The sequence below is a fragment of the Natrinema pellirubrum DSM 15624 genome, assembly GCF_000230735.2.
Lineage (GTDB): Archaea > Halobacteriota > Halobacteria > Halobacteriales > Natrialbaceae > Natrinema > Natrinema pellirubrum.
Genome location: NC_019967.1, coordinates 187,024 through 200,619, shown reverse-complemented (window position 1 = coordinate 200,619; position 13,596 = coordinate 187,024). Strand labels below are relative to the sequence as shown.

At 54.0% G+C, this 13,596-nt stretch carries 11 protein-coding genes and 2 pseudogenes; 12 read left to right on the top strand and 1 reads right to left on the bottom strand.

Annotation, left to right across the window (positions count from 1 at the left end):
• The first annotated feature begins 191 nt into the window (after positions 1 to 191).
• From NATPE_RS19300 to NATPE_RS19265, 8 genes and pseudogenes are all read left to right on the top strand, one after another.
• The gene (locus NATPE_RS19300) at positions 192 to 1,031 is read left to right on the top strand and encodes a tyrosine-type recombinase/integrase (RefSeq protein ID WP_241432742.1); all 840 of its coding nucleotides are present in this window, start codon (positions 192 to 194) and stop codon (positions 1,029 to 1,031) included.
• A 489-nt stretch (positions 1,032 to 1,520) separates the two neighbouring features.
• The gene (locus NATPE_RS21755; RefSeq protein ID WP_015310304.1) at positions 1,521 to 2,264 is read left to right on the top strand and encodes a hypothetical protein; all 744 of its coding nucleotides are present in this window, start codon (positions 1,521 to 1,523) and stop codon (positions 2,262 to 2,264) included.
• A gap of 83 nt (positions 2,265 to 2,347) precedes the next feature.
• Positions 2,348 to 2,572 (top strand): annotated as a pseudogene (locus tag NATPE_RS19295) (hypothetical protein); the annotation flags it as partial.
• Positions 2,573 to 2,864: 292 nt separating this feature from the next.
• On the top strand, positions 2,865 to 3,113 hold the full coding sequence (locus tag NATPE_RS19290) for a hypothetical protein (protein WP_152422574.1): 249 nt from the start codon (positions 2,865 to 2,867) through the stop codon (positions 3,111 to 3,113).
• A 539-nt stretch (positions 3,114 to 3,652) separates the two neighbouring features.
• On the top strand, positions 3,653 to 4,651 hold the full coding sequence (locus NATPE_RS19285; protein WP_015298795.1) for an IS5-like element ISNpe2 family transposase: 999 nt from the start codon (positions 3,653 to 3,655) through the stop codon (positions 4,649 to 4,651).
• Positions 4,652 to 5,203: 552 nt separating this feature from the next.
• Entirely contained in the window at positions 5,204 to 5,554 is a 351-nt protein-coding gene (locus NATPE_RS19280) for a calcium-binding protein (RefSeq protein ID WP_006181047.1), read from the top strand.
• Positions 5,555 to 5,811: 257 nt separating this feature from the next.
• Positions 5,812 to 7,224, top strand: a complete 1,413-nt coding sequence (locus tag NATPE_RS19270) for a DEAD/DEAH box helicase family protein (protein ID WP_006181051.1) — start codon at positions 5,812 to 5,814, stop codon at positions 7,222 to 7,224.
• Positions 7,211 to 8,574, top strand: a pseudogene (locus NATPE_RS19265) (DUF790 family protein). Before NATPE_RS19270 ends, NATPE_RS19265 begins: the two are co-directional and overlap by 14 nt.
• A gap of 49 nt (positions 8,575 to 8,623) precedes the next feature.
• On the opposite strand, the gene NATPE_RS23345 reads toward NATPE_RS19265, so the two are convergent.
• On the bottom strand, positions 8,624 to 8,758 hold the full coding sequence (locus tag NATPE_RS23345; RefSeq protein ID WP_280513032.1) for a hypothetical protein: 135 nt from the start codon (positions 8,756 to 8,758) through the stop codon (positions 8,624 to 8,626).
• Positions 8,759 to 9,263: 505 nt separating this feature from the next.
• On the opposite strand from NATPE_RS23345, the gene NATPE_RS19260 reads away from it, so the two are divergent.
• Genes NATPE_RS19260 through NATPE_RS19245 form a run of 4 tightly spaced genes read left to right on the top strand, consistent with a single transcriptional unit; the run spans position 9,264 to position 13,591 of the window.
• A complete protein-coding gene (locus tag NATPE_RS19260; protein ID WP_015310299.1) occupies positions 9,264 to 9,719 on the top strand; it encodes a pilin in 456 nt (151 codons plus the stop codon).
• 36 nt (positions 9,720 to 9,755) lie between these two features.
• Entirely contained in the window at positions 9,756 to 11,516 is a 1,761-nt protein-coding gene (locus NATPE_RS19255; protein WP_015310298.1) for a hypothetical protein, read from the top strand.
• Complete coding sequence (locus tag NATPE_RS19250; RefSeq protein ID WP_015310297.1) at positions 11,513 to 12,382, top strand: hypothetical protein; 870 nt, start codon at positions 11,513 to 11,515, stop codon at positions 12,380 to 12,382. The genes NATPE_RS19255 and NATPE_RS19250 overlap by 4 nt, the downstream gene beginning before the upstream one ends.
• Positions 12,383 to 13,591, top strand: coding sequence for a hypothetical protein (locus NATPE_RS19245; protein WP_006181057.1), 1,209 nt, complete (start codon positions 12,383 to 12,385; stop codon positions 13,589 to 13,591).
• The last annotated feature ends 5 nt before the right edge of the window (positions 13,592 to 13,596 follow it).

Sequence of the window (13,596 nt, the reverse complement as noted above, 5' to 3'; positions counted from 1 at the left end):
AGTCTCCTGAGCTAATCCGCCTCAATTCGGTATAGTCTCCGCTGAGATCCTGCTTCACTCCGTCACTAAACTAGAACAGATGCCGCAGTTACAGCGAGCACCTCTACGACCGCGTCGTAATCGACGAGGACCTGGCGGCTTCAACCTCTCACAACTACTTCGCCTATGTCCGGGCCTTTCTCTCCTGGTCGGTGCGAGAACAACACCTCGAGTCGAACCCGGCAAATACGAACACCGCGATGGACCCGCTGCCAGAGGACGATGGGAAACGCAAGCGCCAGTACTGGAGCGCCGAGGACCGCGAGACGTTGCTCGAGTACGCCACCAAGCGTGTGGACATGGCTCTCGAGGGAACCATCCGGACCGACGCCGAGACAGCCTTCCGTGACCGGGCGATCGTCGTCATGCTCGACGGGACAGGGGCGCGTGGTGCTGAGTTGTTCGCTGATCCGAAAGACGACAAGCGTAACGGCCTCCAGTGGAAGGACGTCGATTTCGACGAACGGCTGATCGAAGTCTACGGCAAGTCCCGTGAGTACGAACAGGCCCCGTTTCCTGCGAGTGTCCACGATGTCCTCAAGCGATGGTACCGGGTGCAAGAGCCGATGACCGAGGCATGGCCCGTCTTTCCGACCGGTCACTACAGCTCGAAAAAGCGCACGCTCGAGGATGCACTCGGCGAGAAGGCAGTCTCTCGGGCCCTCGAGGATAGAGGTGACGCCGGGAAGACCGAGGTGCTTGACCGTCTACACCGCGAGCACGAGGTACCGCCGCCGTCGATCTCGAAAGAGGGCGTTCGCCGGCTGTTGAAACGGTTCACCGACGAAGCTGGGATCGATCCAGATGGGGAGTACGACTATCTTACCTTGCACGGCGCTCGCCGAGCACTCGGACGCGACCTCTATACCAGCGGGATGTCCGAAAAGGCTCAGGAAGCGTTACGACACAACTCAATTGAGACTACCCACGAGGCCTACGCCGACGTCAAGATGAAGGATGTCTCCGATTCGATTGATGACGTGCGTGGGTGAGAACGAACTCGAGTTACTTCCTGATATCCGGAATGATTCTGCGGTGTTTGCTGATGAACTACTCGATGATAATTAATAAACGGCGGTGGGGCAGAAGTCTTCACAATCTCTGTACGTGCCGATCTTGGTTCTACGGATGATCAAATTTTCCACTGCTGATCTACTGATTAATATCCTCCGCGCTCTCGACGATCAACGGTGAGATCTCCCACTTGAGACTTTTCTAATAAACGACAATATTGAGGGAGGACAATATGGATCTGACACGGCTTGACCACGTGGACAAATCCGATCTCGAGAAAACAAGAAACGTATATGATGTCTGGGTAAGACCCCCAGAAAAAGACCAGTTGACAGAGTACGAAGGGCAACAATCGGGTCAAAAACTTGTCCTGTCACAAAGTGATTGAAAAACTTTCATGCATTTTCAACACGGAACAAAAGGAACCACGATGATTATTCGATACCCCATCAAAGCCTAACATAGTGATGACCGAAAATGAATTTGAAACTGCTGAAGATATAACTGGTGTTAATCATGCAGAGACCGTTTTGGATGTGGGTCGTGATCCTACTGAACGAGAAGTTAGGTCCGCTTTTAAAGAGAAGTCTATGGGCAGCGATGGAGAAGAATACTGGAAATTAGTGAAAGCACGTGAGATTGCAATAGCTAAAGGAGTTATAAACGGTACCGCAACATATAAAATATTACGTCAAAATCCGCGTGTAGATGATATCTATTCATTGGCGCAAGCAGAAAAGTTGTTGCAGGCTCAGAAAATGTCGCCGGGACAAGTTGGTTCTAGTAGATACAATAGAATTATACGTAAGACTCATAAATACATTCAGAATCGTCTTGAAGACCTCATGGAGAGGGGTGAATCCTCAATTGATTCACAGACTGTTCAAGCAATAGAGATCTGCTATCATTCACTTCGCTTTCAAGATCTTGAAAAAGGAAAGAGATGGGTTATTGGAGATCAATCCAAATCCGATGAAAATGAGTTAATAACTGGATGGAAATATAGTCTGGATCTAAATGATAACTCTGAATATTACACAAATCAACAAGAAGACCTGATTATAATGGTCACCCCGATTAAATCAGAATCGAAAAGCGGATATGAGGTTTCTGTTACACGAGATGGGGTACAACTTACTTCAAAAATCCACTCTCGATATGGGAATGCTAAACGTCAAGTGAGACGTTGGATGGTTGAGGGCGTGAGTTAACCAGTTACCAGTTCATTTTCTAATTCTCCCCATATTAATTAGAATTGTTTTACATTTGTTGGGTTTAGGACCTGTTCGTGGTCCTGCTGGAGAACCTGTGGCTTGTGCTGCGATGGGCGGTCGTCGCCCGTCCGCGATGGGGCGAGCGCGACCTGCCCAAGCAGTTTACGTTCACGACGTTCTGTGATTGGATTCCCCACGAACTGGAAGCAGAATTTGCCCGGCGGTGGGAGATCGAGATGAACGGTGTTGGCGTGTCCGACGCATACGCCTCGGGCCAGCGATTCGCCAGCAGCAGCACCCCTTAGAATTAGCTGAAGAACCGTTCTCATCACAGTCTCTGCTTCTTTGAGACTGACGCCTCAGTTCACTCAGCTACTGCCCCGAGGTTGAACGGCCCACGCCGATTCAACTCCATTCCAGAATCTTCGATCGGGAAGTACCGACAATAGTAGAATAAGTGCGCTATTAGGGATTGGGACAATTCGCTATGCTGAACCGAACTCTAACGAATTTAGGGTTGGATTTGTGTATGAAACATCACAACTAAGGTGAGTGGACTTATCGGGTCATAAAGGGTCGCGCCACATGGTACTCTACATGGATCAGAATGATGACGGCGACGTGAGAGTGATGTTCGAACGAGATATGATCTATGTTCGTGATACAGATCGAGGACTCCTGTTTTCAGCGAATGGGTTCGAAGATGAAGATGGGTGGGTAATCAAAACTGGGCCTATCGGTGAGGAACGGGAAAAGACAATAGAAGTGGAGACTCGAGAACAAGCTCTCGAAAAATATTTCATTTGGTCAGTCGGGGCTTGTGAGTTTAATGAAGAGAATAGTTAAACTATAGATCTGTGACACTATTCACTTGACTGTAACTTTGAGGATTCAGTGATGACGGACTACTTGGTAGGCCTCGCAAAGCACCAGATCATCAGCAGGGATTTGATTGCTGTTCCGTACAGACATTCACAAACGAAATTCATAATAAGTGATTAAGAGCGCTCATGAAAAACATCATGACAGTAACTTCTCCCAAGTACTATACGGATATCCTGATTGTCCCAATACAGAACTGATGGTTGAAACCGAAAATCTTGACCATCCTGCAGTTGAAGTTACATTACCTGTTGATCGTGAGCACCACCAGTATGAGGTGCCACAGCATACAACGCTGTTTTTTTGGACGACGCTTGCTGCAGGCACTCCAGAACGACTTCCGCAGATCCAGTCACCATTGGGAAGTTGTCTATTCAACGAGATATGTAATTCGCGCGAGCAAATGACGTGGTCCGTTTCAATTAATGGTGAGTCAGTTCCGCTTCTTACTGATGAGCGTGTCATAGAAAGCGTCACGTACGAAGCAGCAGGGTGCGGAAAGTGTGTCCAGCACAACCGCGACCCTGCAAGACGTTGCTTCGGTCGATGAGTTTTTGAATGCAGCGGCTACGGAAACAGTTCCGCTGTTTGAGTATCTTGAGTTCGAGTTTCTACTGGAGTACGACGTGTTCGCCCCCGCTCGCCGGGGGCGAACACGAGTTCACCAGCCACCTGATCTCTTTCGCGCCTTTCTCCATTGCTACTACAAGAACATCTACGGAACACGCCCAGTCACGCGAGAACTCCAGCACGGCCTTGTCTGGTACTACTGCGGACTCGACAAACCGCCATCGAGAGACACCATTGACCGGTTTCTCACTGATCTCGAACACATTATCAACGATGTCTTCGACAGGCTCGTCGAGCAGGCCGCCGTCCGCGGCCTGCTCGACTCGACGTACTCTATCGATTCGACGCACATCGAGGCGATCCAGTACAACGACGCTGCCTCATGGAACTACGATCCAACAGCCGAAGAGTACTACTACGGCTTCGGCTGTACGATCGTTTCAACCGGTGCAAAGATCCCGATAGCAGCGGAGTTCACACAGGCCAAACAAGCAGACCAAGAGACGGCGATGCGCGTCACGGGTGACGCGCTCGCCGTCGATACACCGATCTGGATGCTTGGAGACAGCGCCTACGACATCCTCGATTGGCACGACTACCTGCTGACCGCAGGAGTCGTGCCAATCGCTCCGTACAACCCGCGAAACACTGACGACCCGAAAGACATCGAGTACAGGGTCGAAGACCGCATTGAGGAACACAGCGAGGACGTTCAGCTGAAACGATCCATCTTGGACGAGACGTTCAACAACCGGACAGGAATCGAACGAACCAACGACGCAGTCAAGGACTGCGGCCTCGGGCACGTCCGCGCCCGAGGCCGCGTCCACGCACGAACAGAAGTGTTCGTTGCGCTATGTCTTCGGATCGTCATTGCAATCACCAACTACGAGCGAGGACACGATCCAGGACGTGAGATGCTCAAGCTATGAGTTGGATTCTATGACACGCTCTACTGATTCCTATTACAGGTGCGATGGATACACAGGACTTGCATGGTGGATTGCACTTGGATCTGTAGACTTACCAGCTACAGTCTGTGTGGAGTTCGAAACGACCGGTACCCAACCCACAGTTCAGGGACACCCGCTCGTTTTCTGGACAGACCGAGGCGAAATGCTCCAGTGGGGAACAACAACTGAGAGTACGGTCGACCTCATCCCGTCTGACTCTCCGCCTAGTACGTTTCCAACTCGTCAGGAACAACTGTGGGAACGACTCACAGTATACAAACCACGGGATGGTATTGAGTGATCAACATCGATCTGTCCAAGAGAATCAGTGGAGTGCGAAATGACGATATTGACGGCTGAATCCCTGGGTTGCGTCGCAAAACCGTTTAGACTGCTCACCAGCCCTCTGGACCTTGACTACATTGTAGACTGCGACAGCGAGCGTAGTCTCTCGGAACTGGCTTGTCTCAGTCTGTGAGAACTGAAGGTACCTCCAGAACGCCTTACCTTCGAGCCGACCTACTGCTAACCATGGCAGATAGAGACGAAGAGCGTGAGGAACGCATCAAGATGGAGATAATCGTCGATGCCTACACTCAAGGCGAGCAGGCCGTGGGCTGGATAACCTATCTGGAGGAGACCATGGACTTTCCCTTTGAAGCGCAGTGTATCGAAGAGCACGAGGTATCTCCGCTAAAGGAAGGCGAAACAGTGAGCGTGCTCGGGATGCCCTCGGTAGAGCCGTCGCTCCGTCAGCAGTTCGTAACCATCGAGTGGAACGACAGAGAACTCGGAGTCCCACTGAAACAACTCGAACCTCTCGAAGCCAGCGATGATACTGAACAGGCAGTCGCCGACTGGCACTACTGGCTCAACCGATAACGAGTGATGAAAAAAGTTGTACTGCCTCAGCAAGCCTTACTCACAGGGAGTACCACGTCTCGGTAATGAGGGTCTCGCGTCGCAAAGCCATCTCGAACTCGCTCGTTTGTTTCAGTGTAGTTGAATAACCACCAACTCTCAGAACGCTTCTTGAGTCATCTTGGTGAACGCCTTCATAGCACGCCCGGCGGTCGAATATCGTCGAGCGATAGCCAGCAAACCCAAGTACGGCGTCGGTCGTAGACGTTTGTAGTTGCATGCGCCTGACGTTCGATGATGGAACGCTGCTACTCGAGGACGCCCCCGACAGTGCTCCCTACGCAGAGTGGGATGACCGCGTCGATGAGTATCGAGCGCAAGCCTATCGCTATCACGACCTCCATCAGTGGGCAACTCCCTCCAGTCGCGACCAGCAGACTCTCGCACAGGCCACGATGGCTAGCGAACCCCTTGAAGACGATGCCAGAGCCTACAGTGACCTTGCCCTCTCACCTGCCGTCGCGATCGAACCTCGAGGCTACCAGCAAGCCGCCCTCGAGGCCTGGATCGATCACGACCGCCGGGGGAGTGTCGTCCTCCCGACCGGCAGTGGGAAAACTTTCCTCGCGATCCAGGCGATCGCCGACGCTGACGTCAGTACGCTCGTGGTTGTCCCCACAATCGATCTGCTCAACCAGTGGCATGCGACGCTCACCAACGCCTTCGGAGACCAACTTCCCGACGACGTTGGCGTTCTTGGTGGGGGAAGCCACACGATCACGGACGTGACGGTGACGACCTACGATTCCGCCTATCGGTACATCAACGAGTACGGCGACCGGTTCGGTCTGCTGGTCGTCGACGAGGTCCATCACTTGCCTGCCCCGACCTACCAGCAGATTCCCGAGATGACGATCGCGCCCTATCGGCTCGGATTGACTGCCACCTACGAACGAGCTGACGACCAACACGAGGTCCTCGACGAGTTACTTGGTCCCGTCGTCTACAAGGAAGATGTCGACGAACTCACCGGCGAGTACCTCAGCGATTACGAGACGATTCACCTCGAGGTTGAGCTCACCACCGACGAGCGCAATCAGTACGAAGAGGAATACCAGCTATATCGCGACTACGTCGACTCCCACGACTTCGACATCTGGAAGGAACGGGGCTACCAAGAGTTCCTCAAGCGCAGTTCCTACGATCCACAGGGGCGACGAGCCCTAGTCGCCAAACAGCGGGCCGAAGAGATCGCTCGAACTGCTGAGAAAAAGCTCGAAACCCTGGATAACCTCCTGAAACGCCACTACGACGACCGGACGATCATCTTCACAGCGAATAATGACTTCGCCTACGAGATTTCCCAGGAGTTCATCATCCCGTGTATTACTCACCAAACGGCTACCGAGGAACGCACAGACCTTCTCGACAGATTCCGGACCGGGGAGTACTCGATGCTCGTGACCTCACAGGTCCTCGACGAGGGTATCGACGTACCGGCGGCGAACGTCGGGATCATCCTCTCGGGAAGTGCCTCGAAACGCCAGTACGCCCAGCGGCTTGGGCGGATCCTTCGCCCGACTGACGACCGCCAGCCAGCACGCCTCTACGAGATCATCGCGGCCAATACCAAGGAAACGTATGTCTCTCAACACCGTCGCCAAGGGGTAGGAACCGATGCTGACAGCTGATCTCGCTCGCTCGCGCACGCGAAACGGATCTGTTGAGCCACTGTTTACGGCCCTGCCGAGTCTCGATACCGAGAGACGGCTCAGCAACTCATCGACATCTTCGAAGACCACATAGGTGAACCCAAAGGTGACCTCGAGGAGACGATCGACCAACTGACGATCGACGATACCGACTACAAGATCGTCCAAGGGCTGGCGAAGCTCCTTACGGATGAGTGCGAGTTCGAGACGGTGGCTGCGGCTGATCCTCAGGAAATCCGTCAGGCGTTGTTCGCGAAAGCCAACGAGTCGTATCCGATCGTCCGACAGCCCACCCTTGGAGATGACACTCAGCGCCTCGAGGTCTACAGTGTCGTCGCTGACCAGCTTGGACTTAGTCTCGAAGAGTGTTACCGAGGGATGTACGCCGATCTCGAGGACAACAAGCTGCTGGTGCGATTTGGCGATCTGTGCGTTGACGAATACACCGATGAGGGCCGTTCGTCAACGACCCGCCTGACCGGGGATAGCGAGGAGACATACGCTGAGGACACGATCAGCGTTGACTGGCTTCTCACGCGGTACAACCTCGCGCTGGCTCAGGCGGTCCTGTACGACGCAACTCAGATGCGGATCCGTGTGTGGGACCACTTCAACACGGTGTTCAGCTACGTCAAGTTGTTCGGGTTGATGCACCGGATCTATCCAATCGATGAAACCGGCGAGCGGGTCGAGTCGACAGATATCGCTGCAGGCTACGAGGCAATTCTGGATGGGCCTGCGTCGTTGTTCTCGAAATCCCGGAAGTACGGTATTCGGATGGCGAATTTCCTGCCAGCACTGCCGCTGTGTGACCGCTGGGAGATGACGGCAGAAGTCCTCGATGGGGACGGAGGATCGACAAACAATGAATCACTGACGTTTAAACTCGACCAGACCGATGGATTGTCCTCTCACTACAGCGCCCAGGACGAGTTCGACAGCGATCTTGAACGAACACTGGCCCAGAAGTGGGAACGGGCGACCACCGACTGGGAGTTACGTCGCGAGGACGACGTGCTGGATTTGGGTGCCGAGGTGATGATCCCCGACTTCGCAGTTGAGCATCCAGACGGGCGACGGGCGATTCTCGAGATCGTGGGCTTCTGGACGCCCGAGTACCTCAAGGAGAAGCTCGCGAAGATCGAGGCCGCCGAGCTTGACAATCTCTTGATCGCGGTTTCTGATCGACTCGAGTGTTCGGCGACCGATATCGAGAAGGTGAGCGATCAGGTGCTGTGGTTCAAGTCCGGGATTCATGTCTACGATGTTGTTGATCTTGCAGAGGAGTATGCTCTCGAGACAGATGGACAAAAGCTCCATTCAGATTAACCGTACGCGAGAAAGTTGGCATATTTCACACGCTAACACACAGTGAAGGTCATGCATTGGCGCACTTGAACTCGGCGGGCAGCGTGACGATCACCGCTGTCTGTGGTTCGGTTTCGACTTTCTGGATCGTGTAGCGCACGGACTCCGTGTTCACCGAGAGATTGCGCTCGTTTTTGACAATCAAGAAACCAAAGACCCTGCTACTCTAGACGTGTTTGAGACACAGCCTGATCGATTGCGTGTTCGAATGGGTCGCTGTCGGGAGAGATCTTCGATGCGGAACTCGCTATAGCGCTCGATAGCGATGCCTTCGTCGAGGGGAGGAGAAGTCTTGAGCGTGGTAGCGGGTTTTGAGGATTGAAACTCACTCCATTAGTAAGTTCCACCGGAAATTTTTATATAGTATATTCAATAAGTGTTCTGTGTGTTCAACTCCCATGGTGAATGAACCATGCAAAATACAGACACTATGAGTGGCTTGGTCCAACTGATCGACGCAGTATCAGTCCTCCCGCAACCCGAGCCACATCCGCCTACTAGGTCCCAAGACGGACTGGTCGAGCAGACGCCCTTCGACGAGACTCGCTCTCGGAGCCCTCGAGGTGAGGTGAGTGACCGAACTGAAGCGGCCCCCGTTAGTATGGCTCTCGAGGCGCTGTTCGAAACATTCCATGCAGACCATTCCACCAATGACTACCAATTCACCGCGTAAGTCGCCAGATGCGTCGACTGAATGCCCTGATTTGCTGGCTGGGTTCCGACAAGCGTGTAGGCGAGTCGTGCCGGCAGTGACCTCACTCACAGTCTGGCTGGCCTTCATCGCCCTCGCTTCCGGATCAGCAGCTGCCCAGTCGAATGTGGGTGACGTCTACTGTGGAACCGGTGTCGAGACCGGCATTGGCATCGTCTTCGGAGCTGTTGCTGGTCTCGGTCTTCCAGCAACGGGATTCTACGTCGGTCGAGCTGGCCTCTCGTACATGCGTGCCGGTGGGAATCCCGAAAAGAAGAATCAGGCCAAAGAGAGACTCGTGATGTCGGGTATTGGGTTCGGGATCATCGTCCTCGCGCTGATCTCACCTGAACTGATTGACAAGGTTGGAAGTCAGATGGGATTCGGCTTCTCAGACTGTGTCAAACCGTTCTGACCCACCAGAGCAGAGCCTGCGATTGCCTGAATCCCAATGACCACACCACGTGCGATCAACGCCGCCCTCATGCTTCTCGTCGCAAGCGGAGGCGCTGTGTTCTTGGCGGTCGGTGTCGCTGTTGCCGAGCCGAATCCAAGTTCGGACACATCGATTCCTGCGGATGGGCCAGATTACGGCGTGAACGAGACACGGTTCCCACTGTTATGGTCGGACGACCTCGATCAGCAAAACCGCTCGAGTGACGAGTTCGAAGAGACGGTTTCCTCTGCACCAGAGTTTTCGACCCGGCTTGCAGGGTCGACAGACGTCCCGTTCGAGAAGCCAATCGAAGACGTCGAGAGGTGGAACAGCGGTGATCTCCAGGACTTTGATCCTGGCGGCGAGAAAACCTCTGTCTATCCCGAACGGGCACACCTCGAGGATGGGCTCTACATTCGGGATGCATACACGAGCATCGTTGCAGTCCAGCCGTCGACGGTGCTGCACTCGGGGAACACCTCGACGCGGTACATCACGCCAGACGGCGAGGTCCTTGCGATCGCCGATTACCGGGTCCGTGTCCCAGACGATGACACGAGCGGCTCGGTTCGCCATTATTGGTCGATTGCAGACACTGCCGTTGACACGGTTGTCCTACAGACAGAGAGCTGGACACTCGATGCTGATCATGGCCATCGCTCCACGCTCGAGTACAGGAGACTATCGGGAGCGCAGAATCTGACCGTTGAAGCGACAGTTACCGCTCGCCTTCGGCATGAAACCCGGACGTGCACTGACTACAATAGCACGATCGGCTCCTGTGAGGGTTCGTGGGAGACAGAGGTCGACTATCCAACAGAACAGGTAACAGCAACTGATTCACGCCATGCAGTTGTCTCGCAGATTGACGACAGAGGCGGGAAGCGCGTTACGTTCGAAAACGATCCAACACACACTGGTGTCGTCATCCACCCTGGAACTCGGTGGGCTGCAATCGATGTTGGCAGTGATGCGCGCTTGCGTGGAAACTGGCGGTTCTATTCGGCGGGAGTAGATGGCTGGCAGACGATGGTGTCTCGGACGGAAACAGAGACGACTCGGACGAATTCGTCTGTTCGTCCAGCACAGCTCCACGCTATCCCCACGCAGAAACGGCCGGATATGCCGAGCAAGGCAACAGAGGATGCTGAGCCGCCGTTAGTGATCGAAGAGGCGTGGGGGAGCAAACACGCTGGCCCGTCCCTCTCGAGTGCAATCGCCATTCCGACGGTTGACAATTATACGAATGCGACATCGATCGCCGTTCGATCAGAGACGCTTCCAGCAGCCACCTTCGACGAGGTGACCGTCCACGGGATCGTTCGTGGCCAGTCAGAGACGATTTCGGTCCCCGACAACGGAACCGTTCGTGACACAACTCTCGAGTTGATCGTTCTCGAGGCGAACTCGTCGGGAATACTCGTTCAGGCAACCGTCACGGAGACAACGACCGGTGATCCGGTCACGACTGGGCGAGTCGAAATCGGCAATCAATCGGCTACGCTGAACGCGAGTGGAATGGCTGTCCTTGAACTCGAGAAGCGGTCGTCGTCGCTCATCGATGGCCAGTACGTTCCCGCAGACTGGTGGCGTGCAGACCAGCTGTACTCAGCAGCCGAGGATCGGGTGACGGTTCCCCCGAACTACCCCGCGTTTCAGAAGCTTGTTCAGTTGCTTCTGGTGACGCTGCTCTGGTTCCTCCCGGTTGCTCTGGCTGTCTACGGCTTTGACTACCTGACTGGCGGTGCGGTCCTTGGACTACGAGACTATCCATGACAGAAAACACCAATCGAGATGACAGCGGTATCGCTCGCCGAGCAGTCCTTGCCAGCTTGGGTCTAAGTACAGCTGCCCTTGCTGGCTGTACGTCGGGGACGTCCACAGACCCATCGAACACCAGTAACAGTACGGATGGCAACGGAATTAGTGCGGAAGGGAGTGACGTCTTCACCTCTGTCGAGATGGGTGATGCCAACCTCGAGATCGAAGTTACCGATGATGTGTCGGTAGAGTTCATCAACCTCATCGATCCGAACGGCGAGTTGTTCGACCAACAGCGTCTCGCAAGCGGTGAGACCACGACATCGTTCGAAGTTCTCGGTCGCGATCAGGACAGTATCCTCACTGGGGACTACGAACTGATTGCTCTCGATGGAGGCGAGCAGGTCGATACGACGACACTCACGCTTGAGGCGGAGTGTACGATTACGGATGTGCTGTGGGCAGTAGAGAACCCCGACATGGAGTGGGACAAGAATTCGCCTGTCTGGGATGAGTACGCAGCGGTCGTTATTGAGAATACAGGCACGATTCCGTCGTTACTCACCGAACTTCAGTGGAAGGGTTCACCAGTTGCCCGACTACTGTCGAAGGAATCGCAGTCATACTACCACGAGACACACTTGCCGCCGGGAAAGACTACAGTCTACTCTAAGGGATCTGTCTATGCGACAGATGGTGCAGTACACTCGCTAGACTGTGATGAACTCGGTACGGAACCAATGACTGTCACAGCTCATGTCCAAGTCGGATCAAACCCCTCGTACACCCAGCAAATCAAGTACGGAGATAGTCAGTCATGTGAGCTTACTATCGTTGATGGTAGCTCTGATGAACCCATATCTAGCGGGGGTGAGAATTAGATGGCGTGGTTGCAAGAGGAGGTTGAGAACGCAATTAAGAACGTCATTGAGGATTTCACTGATGCTCTTCTCAGCCTTGTCAATGATATCTATGAAGCGATTCTAGAACCTATTGTCGGTGTTCCTGCTCCAGAATCGGACTCTGAATATATGGTCATCGGATCCCCAGACAACGCGCCATGGGAGAGCTTGTACCAGGACGTATACCTTTCATATATTCTCCCACTTTCCATCATGATGATAGTTATCGCCTTTGCTTTCGTTGGTCTCCGGTCGGGCTCCATGAGCGAGTACCGGCGAAAACAGCTCCTACGACGGCTTGGGCTTGTATTTATGGGTACCTTCGTCTGGTTCCCACTGGTATCGATCCCGCTGCAGTTCTTCGACGCAGTAGGTATGACGATCGCTCCAACTGATGAAATGTCTGCGGGGCTCGGTGGCCTTATTCGGTCCTCTCTTGGTGGAACATTTGCTATTCTAGCAATGGTCGTCGTATCGAACTTCTTTTTGGTCGTTGCAGGGTTCGTCGTCGCTTTCCGGTGGATCGCTCTCTATGTGCTAACACCGATTATGCCGCTATTGGGTGTCCTCTGGTCGATGGAGGTGTGGCCATTTAGTCCAGCGGCAAACATGGCGCGTCGTGCTTCAGGCATCTATCCTGGATTAGTGCTTGCTGGGATTCCACCAGCGATCCTCTTCCGGATTGGATGGGAGGTTGGTGGTCTCGAGACTTCTGTGAAAGGGCTCTTCTCCTTGTTTATCGGATTGACGCTGATCCCTGCGGCGATTATCGCGATGGTCATGACCGTCTACTGGAGTAGCCCAGCGATGCGGACGATCGCCCAGAAAGGGGCTACTGCAACGAATCCTGCAGCGGCCAAAGCTGGCGCTGCAAAGGCAAAACGGACCTCTGGAAAAGCTGTCCGTGGAGCCCGAAACGTCCACCGTGGATACGCAGATAACCAGGTCGGCCCCGTAACGAGGAGCGGCCAGACGACACTCGGGACCGGCGACTCGAAAGCGTACAAGCTTGGATCCTCGGCTCGCTCAACGAAGGATCACGCCGGCCGCTACAATAACTTGCGGAAGTCGAAGACAGGACGGATGCGCGATAAGGCCGCTGATGACGCTCGCAAAGCTACACAGAAGGCGTCGACTCGAGCGAAGCGTGGGCTCAAAAACACGAAAGAGAAGGTCTCAAGGTGGTGAGTTTG

Bases quoted from the DNA above. Each gene is read 5' to 3' on its own strand.
- NATPE_RS21755 (WP_015310304.1), top strand. From the start codon at position 1,521: ATGACCGAAAATGAATTTGAAACTGCTGAAGATATAACTGGTGTTAAT.
- NATPE_RS19290 (WP_152422574.1), top strand. From the start codon at position 2,865: ATGGATCAGAATGATGACGGCGACGTGAGAGTGATGTTCGAACGAGAT.
- NATPE_RS19280 (WP_006181047.1), top strand. From the start codon at position 5,204: ATGGCAGATAGAGACGAAGAGCGTGAGGAACGCATCAAGATGGAGATA.
- NATPE_RS19270 (WP_006181051.1), top strand. From the start codon at position 5,812: ATGCGCCTGACGTTCGATGATGGAACGCTGCTACTCGAGGACGCCCCC.
- NATPE_RS19260 (WP_015310299.1), top strand. From the start codon at position 9,264: ATGACTACCAATTCACCGCGTAAGTCGCCAGATGCGTCGACTGAATGC.
- NATPE_RS19255 (WP_015310298.1), top strand. From the start codon at position 9,756: ATGACCACACCACGTGCGATCAACGCCGCCCTCATGCTTCTCGTCGCA.
- NATPE_RS19250 (WP_015310297.1), top strand. From the start codon at position 11,513: ATGACAGAAAACACCAATCGAGATGACAGCGGTATCGCTCGCCGAGCA.
- NATPE_RS19245 (WP_006181057.1), top strand. From the start codon at position 12,383: ATGGCGTGGTTGCAAGAGGAGGTTGAGAACGCAATTAAGAACGTCATT.